This is a genomic window from Terrabacter sp. 05T424 (genome assembly GCF_056396225.1).
The window spans coordinates 247,452-266,716 of the sequence record NZ_JBFTLB010000004.1; the positions used below are offsets into that span (position 1 = coordinate 247,452).

General features: G+C 71.6%; 9 protein-coding genes. 4 read left to right on the plus strand and 5 right to left on the minus strand.

Annotation, left to right across the window (positions count from 1 at the left end):
• Nucleotides 1-81: 81 nt before the first annotated feature.
• A complete protein-coding gene (locus AC1DE0_RS11685) occupies nucleotides 82-10,644 on the minus strand; it encodes a calcium-binding protein (protein WP_478100574.1) in 10,563 nt (3,520 codons plus the stop codon).
• Nucleotides 10,645-10,866: 222 nt separating this feature from the next.
• On the opposite strand from AC1DE0_RS11685, the gene AC1DE0_RS11690 reads away from it, so the two are divergent.
• The gene (locus tag AC1DE0_RS11690; protein WP_478100576.1) at nucleotides 10,867-11,331 is read left to right on the plus strand and encodes an SRPBCC family protein; all 465 of its coding nucleotides are present in this window, start codon (nucleotides 10,867-10,869) and stop codon (nucleotides 11,329-11,331) included.
• Nucleotides 11,328-11,786 carry an N-acetyltransferase family protein gene (locus tag AC1DE0_RS11695; RefSeq protein ID WP_478100578.1) on the plus strand — a complete coding sequence of 153 codons (459 nt, stop codon included), beginning with the start codon at nucleotides 11,328-11,330 and terminating at the stop codon, nucleotides 11,784-11,786. The genes AC1DE0_RS11690 and AC1DE0_RS11695 overlap by 4 nt, the downstream gene beginning before the upstream one ends.
• A gap of 42 nt (nucleotides 11,787-11,828) precedes the next feature.
• On the opposite strand, the gene AC1DE0_RS11700 is transcribed toward AC1DE0_RS11695, so the two are convergent.
• From AC1DE0_RS11700 to AC1DE0_RS11710, 3 genes are all read right to left on the minus strand, one after another.
• Nucleotides 11,829-13,787, minus strand: coding sequence for a M13 family metallopeptidase (locus AC1DE0_RS11700; protein WP_478100787.1), 1,959 nt, complete (start codon nucleotides 13,785-13,787; stop codon nucleotides 11,829-11,831).
• Between the two features lie 158 nt (nucleotides 13,788-13,945).
• Entirely contained in the window at nucleotides 13,946-14,623 is a 678-nt protein-coding gene (locus tag AC1DE0_RS11705; RefSeq protein ID WP_478100580.1) for a hypothetical protein, read from the minus strand.
• Complete coding sequence (locus tag AC1DE0_RS11710; protein ID WP_478100582.1) at nucleotides 14,620-15,951, minus strand: PspC domain-containing protein; 1,332 nt, start codon at nucleotides 15,949-15,951, stop codon at nucleotides 14,620-14,622. The genes AC1DE0_RS11705 and AC1DE0_RS11710 overlap by 4 nt, the downstream gene beginning before the upstream one ends.
• Nucleotides 15,952-16,076: 125 nt before the next feature.
• Between AC1DE0_RS11710 and AC1DE0_RS11715 the strand changes: the two genes are divergently transcribed.
• Nucleotides 16,077-17,537, plus strand: coding sequence for an ATP-binding protein (locus tag AC1DE0_RS11715; RefSeq protein ID WP_478100584.1), 1,461 nt, complete (start codon nucleotides 16,077-16,079; stop codon nucleotides 17,535-17,537).
• On the plus strand, nucleotides 17,534-18,238 hold the full coding sequence (locus AC1DE0_RS11720) for a LuxR C-terminal-related transcriptional regulator (RefSeq protein ID WP_478100589.1): 705 nt from the start codon (nucleotides 17,534-17,536) through the stop codon (nucleotides 18,236-18,238). The genes AC1DE0_RS11715 and AC1DE0_RS11720 overlap by 4 nt, the downstream gene beginning before the upstream one ends.
• A 151-nt stretch (nucleotides 18,239-18,389) precedes the next feature.
• On the opposite strand, the gene AC1DE0_RS11725 is transcribed toward AC1DE0_RS11720, so the two are convergent.
• Complete coding sequence (locus AC1DE0_RS11725; RefSeq protein WP_478100591.1) at nucleotides 18,390-19,220, minus strand: alpha/beta fold hydrolase; 831 nt, start codon at nucleotides 19,218-19,220, stop codon at nucleotides 18,390-18,392.
• Nucleotides 19,221-19,265: the final 45 nt, after the last annotated feature.

Below are 19,265 nucleotides of genomic sequence, written 5' to 3' on the forward strand. Positions count from 1 at the left end.
GCGAGAAGCCGGCTCCCGAGGCACCACGTAGGGGACGCCCCCACCCGGATCGGGTGGGGGCGTCCGTGCGGAGGGCATCGGTCAGGGTGTGCAGGCCGTCTCGTCGAAGTGGCCGGGCGTGCCCGGGTACGCCTGCCCCGAGCCGTGCTCGTTCTCGCCCGGGTAGACCATCGCGAGCTCGCGGAAGGCGGACGTGCCCGCCGTCGTCACGTCGGTGCCGGGCCGGCCGGCGCTCGAGGACCAGGCCAGCTGCTGGAGCCAGCTCTGCATCGCCGGGGAGTGCCCGCGCACGTCGTTGAAGCCGCCGTACGCAGCGTTGCAGTGCGTGAACAGGTTGTACGCGCCGTTCCAGTCGATGAGCCGGTCACCGGGGTTGGGCCCGTTGGCCGTCACGTCGCCCTGGAGCACGTCGCGGTCCCAGCCGCCGTAGATCCAGTCGGTGCCCTGGTGGTGGTTGTCGTTGGCGGGGTCGGCATCGGCCAGCCCTGTCATCTCGAACCACAGGCACGGGTCGACCGTCACGATGTTCTTCTTCGCGCCGGTCGTCAGCGGCCAGTCCCCGAGCGTGCAGCCGCTGCCGGGGGTGTAGCTGCCCCGCGGTCGCACGTCGAGCAGGTCTGAGCCGAGGACGTCCTGCTTCGCCGTGTCGGACTCCCCCGCGCCACCGAAGAGGTGGTCGACGAACCGGTCGTCGGTGCCGCGCGAGCTGGGTGTGAAGACCCCGTTCACGAGGCAGTCCGGGGTGGCGGCGTCGAGGACGGCGTCGCAGCCCTGGCCGCCCCACAGGACGTCCTCACCGTCGCCGCCGAAGACGTCGTCGCCGCCGCTGTCGCCGTTGACGACGTCGTCGCCGTAGCCGGCGTGGATGGCGTCGTCGCCCGAGCCGCCACGGATCAGGTCACGGCCGCCCTCGTCCATACCGTTGTGCGGCATGGCGGCTGCGGTCGAAGCCCCGACCCACTGGTCGCCGTCGGCGTCATGGAGCAGGTCGACGCGCCGGTCGTACGCGCCGCGGGCGAACGCGGTGAACGTCTCCTTGGGTGGGCTGTTGAGCGTCACCGAGGCCTGCGCCGGGCTGTCAGCCGCGCTCAGGTACTGGTTCACGATGCCGCCGCGGTCTCCGACGATCGCGTCACGGCCGCTGTCGCCGTTGATCCGGTCGTCGCCGAGCTCGCCGTAGAGGTCGTCGTCGCCGTAGCCGCCGGAGATGACGTCGTTGCCGTCCTGGCCCCAGATGCCGTCGTTGCCGTCGTCACCCCAGACGAGGTCGGCGCCGAAGGCCCCGGCCACCTCGCACGTCGCCTGCGCGGCCGTGCAGAAGCGGGTGCTGGGCCCGGGCAGCGCCGGGTCGTGGGTGCGTAACGCCGTGGCGTCGGACGGCACGGCCCCGTCGGGGTAGCGGTCGGTGTAGACCTTCTCGGACTGCCCTCCGGCGCTGCCCTGGAGGGTGCGCAGGAGCGAGCCGTTGTCGCCGAGGACGACGTCGTCGCCGCCGTTGCCCTCGATGACGTCGGCGCCGTCACGGAAGCCGGGAGCAGGCGAGCCGCCGATGACGTCGTCCTGCCCGGGCGCCGAGCTCGTGCCGCGCAGCAGCGCGGTCGGGCTGGCCGAGCCGGGCCACCCGGCCGTGAGCGCCGAGACGGTCGTGCCGTGGGCCGATGCCTCGCCGAGCGCCAGGTCGCCGAAGAGCTGGTCGGCTCCGCCGTTGCCCTCGACGTGGTCGGCGCCGGCGTCGCCGGTGACCGCGTCGTTGCCGTCCTGTCCGAGGAGCACGTCGACCCCGTCGCCGCCGGAGAGCCGGTCGAAGCCGTAGAGCGTCGCCGAGGGCGTCGTCAGCGGGCTCGCACCGAGGTCCCACGGCTGGATGAGCCGCGTGGTCATCGCCGTGCCCGAGGTGCTGCCGAGCCGGACGGTGACCGCGCTGGGCGTCTGGCCGGGGGCCGGGCGCAGCACCTGGCCGTTGTCGCCGAGCACCACGTCGTCGCCGKGTCCACCGAAGACGGCGTCGTCGGTGTCGGGTTGGCCGACGGTAGTCGCGCCCGACGCTCCGGTGCCGGATGACGGCGTGGAGCTGCCGCCGACGAGGTCGTCGTCGCCGAGGCCGCCCTCGACCCAGTCGACGTCAGGGCCGCCCTCGACGTAGTCGTCGTCGCCCTCACCCTTGAGCCGGTCGGTGCCGCTCTGGCCCAGGATGACGTCCTGTCCGTCACCGCCGAAGACCTGGTCGGCGCCGGAGTTGGTGAGGACGGGGCTGGTCCCGAGGTCGAGCGGCGTCACCCGGTGCGTCCGGGCGAAGCCGCGCATCCGCGTGACCGGCGTGGAGTCCGCTGCGGGGACCCCGGAGACGACGACGGCGTTGTCACCGGCGATGAGGTCGGGACCCGCGTCGCCATGGAGCAGGTCGCCCTCGTCGGGACGACCGACACCGGCACTCGCCTCCTGGAAGGACCCGCCCACGATCTCGTCCTCGCCGGCGTCACCGTGGATGACGTCGGAGCCGTTGTTGCCCTCGAGGTGGTCGGCATCGTCACCGCCGTTGACGGCGTCGCCGCCGAGGCCGCCGTATGCCGTGTCGTCGCCGACGCCACCGTAGATGACGTCGCCGCGGCCGGCCGTCGGCGTCAGACCGTCGAGGTCGAACGGGATCGCTTGTGCGTCAGACGTGCTCGTCGGGTCGTCGACCGTGCCGTTGTCACCGATGATGACGTCGTCTCCCGTGTCGCCGCTGATGGTGTCGCCGGCGTCGGCGGGCCCGACGTCCGTGCGACCCGCCGCACGCGTGCCGCCGTAGAGGACGTCGTCGCCGTCGCCGCCGCTGATGCGGTCGGAGCCGTTGTCGCCCTCGACGACGTCGGTGCCCGCCTGGCCGTAGAGCTGGTCCTGACCCGTGTTGCCGAAGACGAGGTCGGCCCCGGCGTCGCCGTAGCCGCGGTCGTCGCCACTGCCACCCCAGACCCGATCGACGTCGTCGCCGCCGAAGAGGACGTCGGTGCCCTCCTGGCCGCACACGAGGTCGGCTCCGCCACCGGCGAGGACGCGGTCGCTCGCGCCACCCGTCGAGATGGTGTCGACGCCGGCCCCGCCGAGCACGAGGTCGTTGCCGTCGCCTCCGGCGCCCGACGTGCCCTCGGGCACGGGGTCGCTCGCGACAGGACTGCCGGGACGGCACGTCTCGTCGGCGGACGCACCGACGGTCACGGCGTCGCGCAGGGTGTCACCGAACACCGTGGACGGGCCGTCGCCGCCGATGACGTGGTCGTTGCCGAGACCGCCGACGAGCGTCTTGCTCGACGAGGTCTCCCCTGCCGGGACGGGGAGGTGCGTCACGGCGCGGTACGCCCCGAAGTCGACCCCCTCGATGACGTCCGGGCCGCGCGCGGCGCCGGCCGCGTCGAGGCCGCGGGCCCCGACCTGGCTCGGCTCGGCGATGACGTAGTCGTCGCCCGGACCGCCGAAGAGGGCGTCGGTGCCGTAGCCGCCGACGAGGGCGTCGGGACCGCCGCCGCCGACGATCCGCGCGTGCTCGCCGCTCTTCGAGTGGCTGGTGACGACGTCCTCGAGCGCACTGCCCCAGACCTGGTCGTTGCCGGAGCCGGTCTCGATGATGTTCGGGATCGACGGCTGGCCGGACGGGGTGGTCAGGGTGTCTGCGGTGCCGGCTGCGTCGACTCCGAACGTGCCCTCGCTGGAGGCGTAGATCGTGTCGGGGCCGGAGCCGCCGGTGACCGAGTCGCTGCCGAGGCCGCCGATGAGGACGTTCCCCTCCGAGCCGGTGGTCGTGCCTGCGGTCGCACCGGGCCGGTCGGACGCGACGCCGATCTTGTCGTCGCCCGGGCCTCCGTTGACCCGGTTGCTGCCGAGACCGACGCTGATGACGTCGCCGGCGCCGCTGCCCTGGTCGCCCTGGGTCGGGTCGGAGTCGAGCTTCGTCCAGTCGACGACCCCGGTGAGGTCGACCTCCGTGATCTTCGGCGAGGAGTTCTCGACGTCGACGCGGTTGAGCGCGGCGGCGACGTTCGTGACGGACGTCGGCAGGGCGCCGTCGCCGGAGACGAAGTCCTTGCCCTGGCCGGTCGTGATGGCGTCGGCGCCGGGCCCGCCCGCGACTCGAGCGACCTTGCCCACGGCGTCGGCCGTGACGATGCGGTCGTCGCCCCCGCCACCGTCGACCCACGAGTTGCCGGTGCCTGTCTGGATCTGGTCCTTGCCGGGGGTGCCGAAGACGATCGCGTCCTTGTCGAAGACCGTCAGGTCCGCCTGGGTGGTCGTCGACGACGGGTTCGCGTCCTTCTTCCCGTCGCCGACGAAGCTGACGACGAGGGGCGTCGAGGAGCCGCGCCCGTCGACGACGACCCGCTTGAGGCCGGCGTCGAGGTACTCACGCGTCTCTCCGAGCATCTGCACCTTGAAGCCGTCGAAGTCTGGGTTGGTGCCCGCGTCGTCGCCCGTCTTCTGGGCGAAGTAGAGGGCCGTCACCTTGACGGTGTCGGACTCGGTGTCGGACGTGTTGCCCCACGGCGCGCCGCGGGCCGCGTCGGTGCCGAACTGTCCTGCGAAGACGACGAGCGTGTCACCGGTCGTGCCGCCGAGGCGCGGGGGCGGTGGCTCGCAGTTCGGTTTCGCCGTGAAGTCGAGAAGCGTGATGTCGGCGATGTTGATCGAGAACGACACGCTGAACGGCGAGAACCCGAGCGTCACGTAGAGGCGCAGGAAGAGGCTGAGCCGCCCCGTGGTCGTGAACAGGCAGGCCGGGTTGTTCGCCGCTGCGTGCAGGAACTCGCTGACGCGGAACTTGCCGTCGTTGTTCGGGTCGTTCCAGTGGAAGCCGATCGTCAGGTGCAACCCGCCCTCGATGCCGACGGTGATGATGACGGCCGTCACCGCGGCGCCGGCGGCGATCTCGCCGTCGAGCCGGACGACCGGCACCGGCACTCCGTTGGCGTCGGTCGTCTTGAAGTAGAGGCCGTCGAGGAGCTTGACCGCGTCGACCGACGTGCCCGCCTGGGCAGCCTCCACGGCATACCGGATGCCCGCGGTGTCGAGTCCGGCCATGAAGCGCAGGGTCACCGACGCGGAACCGGACAGGGTGACCATGACGGGTGGCGGCGCGTACACCGGCCCGAAGGCCTGGCGCCACGTGAAGCCGAGCGTCAGCGGCCCGCTGTCGAACTCGACGAGGGAGACGTCGCTGCCCATGAGGAGGCTGAAGACGGACGCCGGGTCGTCGAGGATCGGGAACGTGAAGCCCGACTTGTTGGCGCTGCCGGCTGTGCCGCCGGAGCCGAACACGTTGCCCTTGCCACCACTGGTGTTGAGGGCGTTCTTCACGTCGTCCGTGCTGGCGGCCGACGCCGTCTTGATGAGCGAGCCCGTCGTGCCGGGGGCCAGGCTGCTCGTCGGCGACACGCTGGTGTCGAGGGCCTTCTCACCACTCACCGTGAAGCTGCCGATCGGGATGAGGCACGACGGGTCGACCGCCCCTCCACCGCAGTCGGGCATGTGGTTGATGAGTGTCGTCAGGGCCGCGATCTTGTCGACGAAGTCGAGCTTCGGGCCGCCGGCGAGCGTGTTGAACGTCTTGGCCAGGGTGAGGAGGCTGACGTCGCCGCCGCCCGCCATCTTGCTGAGGTCGGACAGCACGGGGATCGGCGCGTAGAGCGTGTCGATGACCGGCTGGAGCGGCCCGGTGACCGACTTGACCTTCTTGAGCACCGGGCCCAGCAGGTTGGACAGGAAACCGCCCGCGTCGAGCTTGACGTCCTTGAACTCGATGTCCGGGACCCCGAGGTGCTTGAGGTCCTTGTTCGAGAACTCCCAGCCCAGGACGAAGTTCGCCTGGACCCCCGGGAGCACCGAGTCGACGGACGCCTTGACGAGCCAGTCCGCCTTGATCTTCGCGGTCAGCGAGATGCCGAAGAGCGAGGAGGCGTCGCCGCGGGCGATGTCGGAGATCGTCAGGACGCTGTCGGCCGTCTCGGTCGTGTCGCGGGACTTGAGGTCGACGAGGAAGGCGCCGGCGAAGAGGGGCGCCGTGCCGTTCTTCTTCACGTCGATGTCGAGGAAGGCGAGCTGGGCCTTCATCGTCGCCGGCATGTCGAAGCGCGCGCCGAGGCCGAACTCCGGGGCCGGGGCGCCGTCCTGCCAGCTGTCGTGCGTGTAGATGATGAAGCCGTCGTCGGTGTTGATGCCCGCCTTGACGTGCAGCTGCAGGCCGAGGCCGTAGGTGATGGCGTCGTCGTCGCCAGCCTTGAGGGCGAGGCCCGGGATGCCGATGTCGAGCGGCAACTTCTTGCCGTCGCCGAGGCAGCCGGAGCCCGGCACGCAGCCCTCGTCGGGCGTGACCGTGCCCGCCTTGACGTCGAAGGCGAGGTTGACGCCGTTGATGCTCGTCGTCGGGCAGTCGATGAGCATCGGCTTGGTCGTGACGGGCGTGTACGCCGACGGGGTGGCGCTCCCGTCGTCCGTGAAGGACTGCGCGTTGCCGGCGGTCGCATCGACGACCGCGACGAGCTCGAACGCTCCGCCGTCCTTGCTGCGCAGCACCTTGTACTTCGTCGCGCCGTCGGACTTCGTCCAGGAGACCTTGATCGAGTGGGTGCTGTCGAGGCTCGTGAAGGCGGTCGCCGTCTCGGTGCTCGGAGTGGAGGCGACGGTGTCTCCGTCGGTGCCAGGGCCCGAGCCCTGGCTCGCCACGATCTCGTAGCGCCACTTCGTCGCACCCGTCGTCGACGGCGTCGCCGCGAGTGTCGGTGCGCCGGTCGGTTCGAGCCTGGCCTTGCACTCGTAGTCGACCCTCAGGCTCGTCTTCTGGAGCCCGGCCGCGGTGATCGCCTCGGCCAGCTTGCTGTTGACGTAGTCCTTGGCCTCCTTCGGGCTCGCCGGGACGTTGCCGAGCTTGGCCTTGATCTCGGCCCGCAGGCGTCCGATGGAGTCGGCGCCCTGCTGGAGGTCCTTGCCGACGAACGGCAGCTTGCCGTCGAAGGTGGCGAGCCGCATCGACTGCTCGATCTTCTCGAGGTAGCCGTCGAGGCCAGGGCCGATCTGGGTGAAGTCGGCGAAGGCGGCGGCGAGGGCGGCCGCGAGGTCGGGCAGCTCGAACCGCTTCAGCGCGGCGTCTGGAGCCGGCAGGGTGCCGGAGAGGTCGAGCAGGGTCGCCGGGTCGGTCGAGTCCTGCAGGCGCAGGGCCACCGAGCCCAGCGACGTGGTCGGGCCACCCGAGACGGTGGCGTAGAGCGGGATGACGCCGCAGACCATGAGCGGTGTCGTGAGGCCCTCACCGCAGTCGACGGGCGTGTTCGAGGCGTTGAAGGTCACGCCGAGCCCCGACAGGAAGGTCGAGAAGCTGACCGGCGTGTTGGCCGTCGCCCCGGCGTCGGACAGCTCGAGGCTGAGGTTGGCGCGCAGCTTCGCCTGCTTGGCCGGGTCACCTGCGGGGTCTCCCGCCGACACGGTCAGCGGGCCGATGGTGCCGGCGGCGCGGCCGGTGAACCCGGCGTCGGCGGCGATGCTCACCTTCGAGTCGGCGAGCACCTTGAGTGTCGCGGCGTCGCCCGGGCCGGTGCCCGGCGCGAGCGGCACGACGAGGCCCACCTTGACGCCGCCTGTGACGTGGGCGGAGCCCTGCCCGGTCGCTGCGGCCGTGACGAGTGACTTGTCGCCCCCGAGGTCGAGGCGCAGCGGCGTGCTCGTGCGGAAGTCGCGCTTCCAGTCGAGGTCGAGCACGACACTCGGGGTGCCGCCGTCGTCGAGGTATCGGAAGTGCAGGGCGCCGGTGCCGAGACGGTCGTCCAGCACCTTGACGAGGTCCTGCATGTTCTGCGGCGGGTGGAGGGAGATCACGTCGAGGGCGTCGTCGAGCGGGGAGCGGAAGGCGTATGCCGTGTGGTCGGCAGGCTTCTGCGTCCAGGGCTCGGTGAGCGTCACGGTGTCACCCGTCGCCGAGGCCACGACCGCCACCTGGGTGCCGACGACGACGGTGCGCCCGACGAAGGAGGCGTCGAACGTGCGTCCCACGTGCTGGAGGGTGTTGGTGCCGTAGTTGACGTCGGAGCCGACGCCTGACGCGTCGCGCCGCATGAGGTCGCGCAGCGACGTTCCCGTGCCGGGGATCTCACGGCTGTAGATGCCGGATGCGCCGCCGGGCTGCGCATCGGCGAGCTGCGCCGCCATCGTCTGGAGGGTCTTCAGAACGATCGCGAAGAGCTCCGCCTGCGAGCCGGGCTTGATGTCGAGGGCGAAGATCCGGCTGAGCCGGCTGAGGTCGAGCTGCGGGCCGTCGGTGCCGCTTGCCTGCGTCAGGTCGTTCCAGTGCGCCGAGACGCCGACGTCGGTGCCGGCGGGCATGAACCCGTCGGCGTCCGGGATCGAGGCCTTGAGGTCGGCAGCGGCCCGCACGTTCAGGTCGACGTCGAGCAGGTCGCCTGCCTTGCTCGTGCCCGTCGGGGTGTCGGTGACGAGCGTCGCGAACAGGTCACGCAGCCGGAGGTCGTGCTGGGCGTCGCCGGCCTGCTTGAGACCGATCGAGAGCATGTGCCCGCTGCCCGCGGCCGAGCAGTCGACCGGCGCCGAGCTGTTGCAGACCGACAGCGAGCCCTTGAGCCGCACCTGGAAGAAGCCCGCGTTGGCGGTGAAGTCGACGGCGGTGTCGATCGGGAAGTCCGCCGTGAGAAGCGGACTGCCCGTGCGCACCATGAACCGGTCGGGTCCGAGCGGGAGTGAGGTGACGTTGGTCGAGAACGCGCCGGTCGACTGCACGAACGGGCACGCCTTCGTGTTGCCCTCGAAGCCGATGCAGTCGTTGCCCGTCTTCGGGTCCTGCAGGTCGAGCACCAGCGTGAGGTCGGCGGCGAACGACGGCTTGACCGTCGCGAAGGTCTGGGCGGAGTTCGCCCTCAGGATCCCGCGCCGCGGTCCGGCGCCTCCGGGCTGGTCGGTCAGCTGGTCGCCGAAGGTGACGGCGCCGAGCTGTGCCTCAGGTCCGACGATGACGAAGGGCGAGCTGGCAGAGGGCTGCCCACCGATCCACGTCCCGGAGATCGTGAGCGAGTTCTTCGTGTTGCCCGTGATCTCGCCCGCCGAGGTGCCGGCCATGACGCGCATGCCGACCCACTGGTCCGGTGTCCACGGCTGGGTGCCGTCGTCGAGGGTGAGGCCGCTGGCGGAGTAGGTCGCCGACGGTCGCGACGTGCGCGCGGCTCCCGCGTCCATCGCGACACCGGCGGAGGGCGCCGTCTTCACCATGCGCATCCGGAAGACCAGCTTGCTCGTGGCTGCGTCCCACGAGAGGTTGTCGAGCCCGATGCCGGCCGCCTTGAGCTTCGAGACGAGGTCCTGCAGCGAGTCGAAGGTCGGATTGCCGACCGTGGAGGCGTCGAAGCCCGGCGGCGAGGGCTGGTTCGGGTCGGGCGCCTGGACCACGTTGGCCTTGAGGAAGTCGACGAGCACCTGGTTGGCCTTGATCGCGTCCGACACGGTGCCACGCAGGAAGGGCAGGTCGAGGTTGCCCGTCGAGGGCAGCGGCCCGGCGCCGTCGGGGTCGAACTTCGCGGCCTGGATGCCCGTCAGGGCGGTGGCGACCTGGGCGAGCCCGTCGGCGAGGTCGCGCAGGCTCATGTTCTGGAACTTGCCGACGAGCCCCGCCAGCGTCGGCGCCGTGACGGTCGGCGAGCCGGTCGCGATGTTCGGCCACGCGACGGCGACGTCGGCCGCCACGTTCGTCGGGAAGCTCACTCCGGCAAGGCCACTCGTGTCCGCGGCGACGTGCAGGGTGCCCGTGACCGAACCGGCCGTGCCCGGCTGCGCGGGCGATCCGGTCGGGTCGAGCGCGGCCGCCACGAGGCCGGCGAGCGAGCCGTCCGCGGCCAGCTCGCCGTCACCGGTGCCCACCGCGTCGAAGGCGAGCACCCCGTCGTTGTTCGGGTCGTCGACCTTGGCGTACGCGTGCGCCGTGACCGCGAAGTCGGTGCTGCTCAGCGTCACGCCGAGGATGCCGACGGCGGCCTTGGCCGACGCCGACAGGTGGGCGGTGACGTCGACGTCGACGCGGGGGGCGTGCGCCGCGTCGCTCGCGAGGTAGACCTTGTTCGTCGTGGGGCCCGTCCAGACGACCCAGAGCGACAGCGTCGCCTCCACCGTGGCCGTGACGCCCTTCGGCGACGAGAGCTCCACGCGCGGGCTGGCCGAGCTGACGGCGAGCGCCTGGTTCGTTGCCGTGCGGGTGACGACGAGGTTGATGTGGACGCGCTTTCCGTCGCCCAGGTCGTCGACGGTGATGTCGAGCGTGCCGGTGCGCCCTCCGGGCAGGCTGACCGCCTCCCCCGACGTCGCGAGTTCGGCCCAGGTCGTCGTGCCGGGCAGCGCGCTGGTCACGCCCTCCTCGACGAGGTCGTCGAGGCCGGCCAGGCCTCCGGGGCTCGCGGCGACGAACGGCAGCTGCTTGCCGAAGGCGCCGATCGTCGCCAACCCACGCGTCCACGTCGCGAGGTCGGCCGTGCCACCGCTCCCACCGAGGAAGGCCACCACCTTGGCGACTCCCGGGTCGGGGTCGGCCGCGAACGCGGGCGAGGGCCCGGCCATGGCTCCGACCACGACGAGGAGCGAGGCCAGGACCGCTCCGAGGGCACGACGAATCGACTTGCGAACCATGGTTTCTCCCCAGAAGGGAGCGCACCGCGAGCCCTACCCTGCGCGAGCCACATCCGAGACGCTCCTGATCTGCAACGTAGTGAGCACCCGGTCACACGTCTGGCAAATCGTCCGAAATGCGCCTGATTCGGTGATAGAGGGACGGATGGGGCTCGAGAGACGTGGAGCGGCCCGCTTCGGCGTCGGGCCACCCTCGTCGCGGACCGATGGCAGGATGCCGCCATGGCCGACAAGAGCTTCCACATCACCCGCGAGACGACGATCGCGGCGCCGCCCGAGAGCATCCTCGCCCTGCTCGCCGACTTCCATGAGTGGCAGAAGTGGTCGCCGTGGGAGGGGCTCGACCCGGCGATGGACCGCACCTATGCGGGTGCCGGCTCGGGCGTCGGCGCGGTCTACGCGTGGAAGGGCAACAGCAAGGCCGGCGAGGGCCGCATGGAGATCCTCGAGGCCGAGGCCCGGCACGTCGGCGTCGACCTGCTCTTCGCCGCACCGATGAAAGCCCACAACCGGGTCGACTTCACGCTGACGCCCGTCGCCGACGGCACGCAGGTCGAGTGGGCGATGACCGGCCCCCAGAACGTCGTGATGCGCATCATGAGCAAGCTCTGGTCGATGGAGAAGCTCGTGGGTCCCGACATGGAGAAGGGGCTCGCGCAGCTCAAGCGCACCGCCGAGACGGCATGACCGGCGTGGTCATCCGGCCCGCGACCCGTGGCGACGTCCCGGCGATCGTCTCGATGCTCGCCGACGACCCGCTGGGGGCCGGCCGGGAGGACCCGGCAGACACGCAGGCGTACGACGCGGCATACGACCGCGTTGCGGCTGACCCGGGGGAGCACCTCGTCGTCGCCGAGCGCGACGGTGCCGTCGTCGGCACCCTCCAGCTCAGCGTCGTCCCCGGGCTCTCCCGGCGCGGTGCGACGCGAACCATCGTCGAGGGCGTACGCGTCGCCGACGGCGAGCGCGGAAGTGGCCTCGGCACCGAGCTCGTGACCTGGGCCGTCGAGGAGTCGCGCCGGCTCGGCGCCACCCTCGTGCAGCTGACGAGCGATGCCAGCCGCACCGACGCCCGACGGTTCTACGAGCGGCTGGGCTTCGTCGCCTCGCACGTCGGCTTCAAGCTCCGGCTCGACGACTGAGGGGCGGCGACCGGTGGTCGCCGCCCCTCGGTCGTCGCCGGGTCAGAAGATGCGGACCCGCTCGTCCGGCTCGAGCCAGAGGCCGTCGCCGGGCTTCACGCCGAACGCCTCGTGGAACTCCGAGAGGTTGCGCACCGCGTTGCCCCGCACGTCCTGGGGCGAGTGCGGGTCGATCGCGAGCAGGCGGATCGCCTCGGCCTCGCGGGACTTGCCCTTCCAGATCTGGGCCCAGCCGATGAAGAAGCGCTGGGGCCCGGTGAAGCCGTCGATCTCGGACATGCCGGTGCCCTCGGTGGCGATGCGGTAGGCCGAGTAGCCGATCTGCAGGCCGCCGAGGTCGCCGATGTTCTCGCCCACGGTCAGGCCGCCGTTGACCTTGTGCGACTCCTCGAGACCCGCGGGCGTGTAGGTGTCGAACTGCTGGATGAGACGCTGCGACAACGCGTCGAAGCGCTCGCGGTCGCCCTCGGTCCACCAGTCCCGCAGCGCCCCGGTGCCGTCGTAGCGCGAGCCCTGGTCGTCGAAGCCGTGGCCCAGCTCGTGCCCGATGACCGCCCCGATGCCCCCGTAGTTGACGGCGTCGTCAGCCTCGGGGTCAAAGAAGGGCGGCTGGAGGATGGCGGCCGGGAAGACGATCTCGTTCATCGACGGCATGTAGTACGCGTTGACGTGCTGCGGGAGCATGAACCACTCGGTGCGGTCGATGGGCCCGCCGATCTTGGCAAGGTTGCGGTCGACCTCGAACGCCGTGCTGCGCCGCACGTTGCCGACGAGGTCACCCGGGTCGATGTCGATGGAGGAGTAGTCGCGCCATGACTCGGGGTAGCCGATCTTCGGGGTGAAGGCGTCGAGCTTCTCGAGGGCCTGCGCCCGCGTCTCGGGCCCCATCCACTCGAGCGAGGAGAAGGACCTGCGGAAGGCCGCGACGAGGTTGCCGACGAGCTCCTGCATGCGCTCCTTCGCTGCCGGCGGGAACCAGCGCTCGGCGTACAGCCGGCCCACGGCCTCACCGACGCACGACTCGACGACCGCCACCCCACGCTTCCATCGCTCCTTGTTCTCGGGCTGCCCCGACAGGGTGCGGCCGAAGAAGTCGAAGTCCTCGTCGACGAACGACTGCGGCAGCAGGGTCGCGAACTCCGAGAGCACGTGCCAGGTCAGCCACGACCGCCAGTCGTCGATGTCGGTCGACTCGAGGGCCGCGCCCAGGGCACTGACGAAGCCCGGCTGGCGCACGACGACCTTGCCGAAAGAGCCGGCCGGCGCCTGCAGCCCGGACAGCCAGACGTCCCAAGGAAACTGGGGCGCCAGCGCCTTCGCCTCGTCGAGGGTGTGGGCGTTGTAGGTCTTCACAGCGTCGCGGTTGGCGACCTTGTCCCAGTGCGACGAGGCGAGCAGGGTCTCGAGCGCCATGATGCGTGTGGCCTTGCCCTCGGCGTCGGGGATGCCGGCGAGCGTGAGGAGCCGACCGATGTGCGCGACATAGGCGGTGCGGATGTCGGCGTACTTGTCCTCGCGGTAGAACGACTCGTCGGGCAGCCCGAGGCCGCCCTGCTCGAGGTAGACGACGTAGTCCTCCGGCGAGCGCTCGTCGGGCGACACGAAATGGCGCAGCGGTCCGTCGACGCCGTCGCGCTCGAGGCGCCCCAGGGCCGCGCCGAGGGTGGCGACGTCGGAGATGGTGGCGACCTCCGACAGCAGCGCATGCAGCGGGGTCAGCCCCAGCTCCTCCACCCGGTCGGTGTCGGTGAAGCTGGCGTAGAGGTCACCGACCTGGCGCTTCGGGGTGCCCGGTGCGCTGTCGTGGTCGGCTGCTGCGGCCTCGATGAGGTCACGCACGCGCGACGTCGACTCCTCGCGCAGCATGTCGAACGTGCCGAACCGGGCCCGGTCGCCGGGGATCTCGGTCGTGTCGAGCCACGTGCCGTTGACGAACCTGAACAGGTCGTCCTGCGGCCGGGCTGCCCGGTCGAGCGCCTCGAGGTTGATGCCGGACTTCATGACCACGTTGTCTCCTCGTACGGTTGCCGGACCGTCCCGGCGAGCGTGACCCGAGCCTAACCACGGCGGGCGCTCCCCCGGGCGCTGACCCGCACGCTCACGAGCGCCGCCGGTCGGGTCCCGTCTCCCGGCCGGCGGCGCCCGCGGCGCATCGCTCGCTAGCGGCGCAGCCGTCCGGCCACGACGCCGGCGAGCCCCACGATGAGGAGCATGCCGCCGAAGGCACCGATCAGCGGCGGGCCCACGAGCCGGAAGGTGAGGTCTGCGTTGGTCAGGTTGGCCGCGAGCAGCCAGCCGGCGACGATCATGGTCAGCAGCCCGAACATGATCGAGCCCGGACGCGGGCCCTTGCGCACGGTGACGAGGGCGGGACGTGGGTCCTGGTAGGCCTGCTGGGCGTTGACCGGTGCGGGCCACGACCCGGACTGCGTCGGGTCGGGCAGCGAGGGCGGCGGCAGGTGCGGCAGCTGCGAGGCGTCGGTGACGACGTCGTCGGGCACCGGTGCCGACGGCTCCACCCGGAACGGGCTCGGCGTCGGCAGCGCCTGCGTCGAGGTCGCCGGGATCGTGGTCGTCTCGTCGGGAGCGCCGGTCGCCGGGCCGGTCGCCGCGCCGGTCGCCGCGCCGATGGTCGGGTCGCCCATCGGGTCCGCCGTCGGGTCGGCGAGCGGATCGCTGAACTGCGGCGCTGCGCTGGTGCTGTCGTCGTGGCTCATGGTGCTCGTCTCCCCGGACGTCGTCTCGGTCGCTGCTGTGAGGTCGGTGATGTCGTTCGTGTCGTTCGTGTCGTTCGTGTCGGGGCGGTCGCCCGACTCCCCGGTGCGGTCGGTGCTCATGACGCGCTCCCGGTGAGCACCTGGATCTGGCCCAGCCCGACCTCGGCGTTGACGACGATCTCGTCGGTGCCCGTCGTCGGGCCGTAGTGCACGGTGCGCGCCCAGCTGATGCCGCCGGCCTGCAGGTCACCGTTACCCGACTCGGTGGTGACCTGGCCCTCGTTGGTGCCCTTGGCGTCGAGCGCGCCGGCCCTGGCCTTCGTGTTGACGGTCACCGGCACGCCCTGGGGAACGACGATCGTGAGGTTTCCGGCGCCCAGCGTCGCGGTGACGGTGTCGGTCCCGGGGGCCTTGTAGTCGGCCTTCGTCAGGTCGACCTTCAGGTCACCCATCCCGAGCTTGTAGGTGGGCGCGGGTGTCAGGGAGGTGACGGCGTACGACTGGTCACCGACCCGCCAGGGGACGTCGAGACCGGTGGGAGCGGCGGTCGTGAGAGCGGCGGCGATGACGCCGACGACGGCGAAGAAGCCGAGGCCCGAGCGGCGACCAGCGATGCCGGCGACCACGATGGCGAGACCGAGCACGCCCACGCCAGAGGCGATCCCGATAGCCACGTGGTTGCCGGGCCATCCGGCCGCCTCGGCGACGATCGAGAACACGACACCCGTCGTGATCGCGAGGCCGAGGACCAGCAGCCCACCGGCGAAGCCGATCGAGGGTGTGCGCTGGCGCACCGGGGTCGGCGCAGGCGGACGCGGCGTCGTCAGGGTGGCACCCGCGTTGGCTGCGGCGTTGCCCGTGGAGCCGTATGCCGGGTGAGGAGTCCCAGCCGGCGTGGCCGAGGAGGGCGTGCCGGGGCCTGCGGGCACCGACGGGTCGGTGGCAGTCGCGGTCGACCCGGTCGCGGGGCGGTTGCCGCCGTTCTTCCACGGGGCCTGCGCCATGAGGTCACGGCCCGTGTCGGTGCGGGTGAGGAACCACCAGGCACCGCCGACGAGCAGCGCGAAGCCGAAGAAGCGGAAGCCCTGCGTGTCACCGCCCCACCAGGGGCCGCCGCCCAGCACCGAGATGCCCGTGACGACGAGGAGGAAGATCGAGCTGCCCTCGCCGTGCTTCAGCGCGCGCTCGATGTGGATCTCACCGCGCTCGTCGGGCATGAGCAGCCAGAGCACGAGGTAGAGCGCCACGCCCATCCCGAAGAAGATGGAGAAGAGGATGAAGCCGGCTCGCACGACCAGCGAGTCGACGCCGAGCCACCGGGCCACCCCTGTCGCGACACCGGCGAACCAGCGACCGTCCCTGTTGCGCACGATCCCCGGGCGCCGCAGAGCGGTGTAGAAACCGTCCAGGCCGTGGCCCTGCGTCGGGGCCCCATTGCTTTTCGTCATGGCTCCAGCGTGGCGGTGCGCTCGCGCCGCAACCATGAGGGTCGACCCTGAGCGCACCCTGACGCGACCCCCAAAGGAGGCCCGGATGGTCGCCCTCACCCACCACGGTGGGCGAGGATGGAAGGGTGCAGACGGCATACGAGAACGGCCAGGGCCCGGTGCGACCCGCGTGGCGGGCGACGCAGCGACCGCCGCTCGTGCGCCACCGGCAGGGAAAGGTCGTCGCCGGTGTGGCCGCGGGGCTGGCAGACCACCTCGGTGTGCCGACCTCGGCGGTGCGCGTCGCCTTCGTGCTGACGACCATTCCCTTCGGCGCCGGGCTCGTCGTCTACGTGTTCCTCTGGGCCACGATGCGGGAGATCGGCGACGTCGTTCCCACGACCGCGCCTGTGGGCGGCCCGGCCACAACCTTTGCTGCAGACCCGGCCACAGCCCCGGCGAGCACCTCCCCCGCGTCCACGGGCAGCGGTCACCACCTCGACCTCGCCGGCCTTCGCACCTGGCTGCGCAGCGGCCACCAGGCGGTCCTCATCACGCTGCTCGGGGTGGCGGCACTGGCCCTCGCCGGCGCGCTGTGGCTCGGCAGCGCCGGCTTCAACGTGCACGCCGAGGTGATGCTGCCCGTCGTCGCGATCGTCATCGGCGCCATCTTCTTCTGGTCGCAGCTCGACGACACCGACGCCATCGGGGCGCGCCGCCCGGTCCGGTGGGTCTGGCTCGTCGTCGGCCTCGGCCTGACGATCCTGGGCCTGGTCGGGCTGCTCGTGCGCGGCACCGACCTCACGGCGGTGTGGCAGATCGCGGGGGCCGTGCTCGCTGCACTCGTCGGCGTCGCCGTGCTGTGCGCACCGTGGATGCTGCGGCTCTGGAGCAACCTGCGCGTCGAGCAGGCTGCCCGCATCCGGGCCACCGAGCGTGCCGACATCGCGGCCCACCTGCACGACTCGGTGCTGCAGACCCTCGCGCTCATCCAGCGCCAGTCCTCCGACGCCGCGACCGTCGCCCGGCTCGCGCGCGCCCAGGAGCGGCAGCTGCGCAGCTACCTCTACGACGAGGACGCCCGCGCCGGCACGCTCGGTGCGGCCCTGACCGCCGCCATGGGCGAGGTCGAGGACCTCCACGGGGTGCCCGTGCAGCTCGTCGTCACCGGAGACCGCCAGATCGACGAGCACCTCGACGCCCTCGTCAAGGCGGTCCGCGAGGCCGCGTGGAACGCCGTGCGCCACGGCAGCCCGCCCGTCAGCGCGTACGTCGAGGTCGGTCCGGATGCCGTCGAGGCGTTCGTGCGCGACCACGGCTCCGGCTTCGACCTCGACGAGGTGCCCGACGACCGCGCGGGCGTGCGCGAGTCGATCATCGGACGCATGGAACGCCACGGCGGGACAGCACGCATCCGGCACCGGGCCGACGGCACGGAGATCGAGCTGCGCCTGCCGGTGCGCCAGCCGTCCGAGCCCGAGGCGGGAGACCCCAAGGCCACCGACCCCAAGACGCCGGACCCCAAAGCGGCCGACCCGCAGACCCCGGAACCCCAGACGCAGGAATCCCAGACGCAGGAACCCCAGACCCAGGAGCAGGCCTCATGACCGACCCGCGGACCATCCGCATCGTGATCGTCGACGACCACCACATGTTCCGCACCGGCGTGCGCGCCGAGCTGAGCGCGGTCTCGGCGCCGACCGGGCCGGCCTCGTTCACCCTCGAGATCGCCGGTGAGGCGGGTGCGGTCGAGTCCGCCGTGCAGGTCATCACCGAGCAGCAGCCCGACGTCGTGCTGCTCGACGTCCACCTCCCCGGTGGCGACGGGCACGGCGGTGCCGACGTCATCCGTGCGTGCGCGACGATCCAGTCGCGGGCCGGCGTGCCGGTGCGCTTCCTGGCCCTCTCGGTCTCCGACGCGGCCGAGGACGTCATCGCGGTCATCCGCGCCGGTGCACGAGGCTACGTGACCAAGACGATCAGCGCCGACGAGCTGCGCACCGCCATCGGCCGCGTCGCCGACGGTGACGCGGTGTTCAGCCCGCGCCTGGCCGGCTTCGTGCTCGACGCCTTCGGAGCGGCCGCCGGCGAGGTCGCCGAGATCGACGAGGAGCTCGACCGGCTCTCGGCTCGCGAGCGTGAGGTCATGCGCCTCATCGCCCGTGGCTACCAGTACAAGGAGGTCGCGAAGGAGCTGTTCATCTCCGTCAAGACCGTCGAGACGCACGTCAGCTCGGTGCTGCGCAAGCTGCAGCTCAGCTCGCGCCACGAGCTCACCGCCTGGGCGATGGGCCGTCGCCTCCTCTGACCCGAGTCGCTGCGTGCCCCTCCCCTGCCGATCTCGCCGAACGCTCCGTTCGATCGCGAACTCACTGTTAGAACACGGTTTTCGCGACCGAACGCGGCGTTCGGTGCGCGCGGGGGGCCGGAGGGTGTGGCGGGGGCGTGGGGGTATGCCGTCAGCCTGGTGCGTGGAGGAAGCGGCGCAGGGCGGTGACGATGATCTCGGGTGCGTCGGTGTGCACCCAGTGCCCGGCCCCCTTGATCGTGAACAGACGCGTACGCGGGAAGTGCCGTCGCATCCGGTCACCGTCCTCCCGCTTGATGTAGCGGGAGTCGCCGCCGGCGACCCAGAGCACGGGCCCCTCGTACGCCGGCAGGTCGTCGACCTCGCGTGGCCAGTCGGCGATCCGTGAGTCCACCCCGAGGGCGGCGTCGGCGGCGATGAGGTCGAGGTTGACCTGCCAGCCCCACGAATGGCCGTCGCGGCGCAGGTTCTGCAGCAGGAAGGCCTTGACGCCGGGGTCGGACTCGTCGAAACGGGCTTCGGCGTCGCCGCGGCTGGAGAGCTCGGCGATCGGAAGGTCCTGCATCTCGCGGATGTAGCCCTCGAAGCGCTCGAGTGAGCCGTATCCCTTCGGGGCGATGTCGACCACGACGAGGCGGCCGACGAGCTCGGGGTGGCGCAGCGCCAGGACCATCGCCACCTTGCCGCCTAGCGAGTGCCCGACGACCATCCACGACTCCCCCGGCGCGGTCGTGCGCAGGGTGGCGGCCACGGCGTCGGCGTACGCGTCGAGGGAGAACTCCTGCGACCACGGTGACCGCCCGTGGTCGGGCATGTCGACGAGCAGGCAACGGGCGTCGGCGCCGTCGGGGCCGCTGACGGCCTTCGCGATCTGCGTCCAGTTGCGGCCCTGGCCGAAGAGCCCGTGCAGGAAGGCGGCGCGCGGCCCGGCCGTGCCCACGGACAGCGTGTTGAGCGAGGCCTGGTCCGGAGCCGACGTCATGGCGCGAGCCTACGCGGAGCCCGCCTCACCCCTCTCCCGACCGTC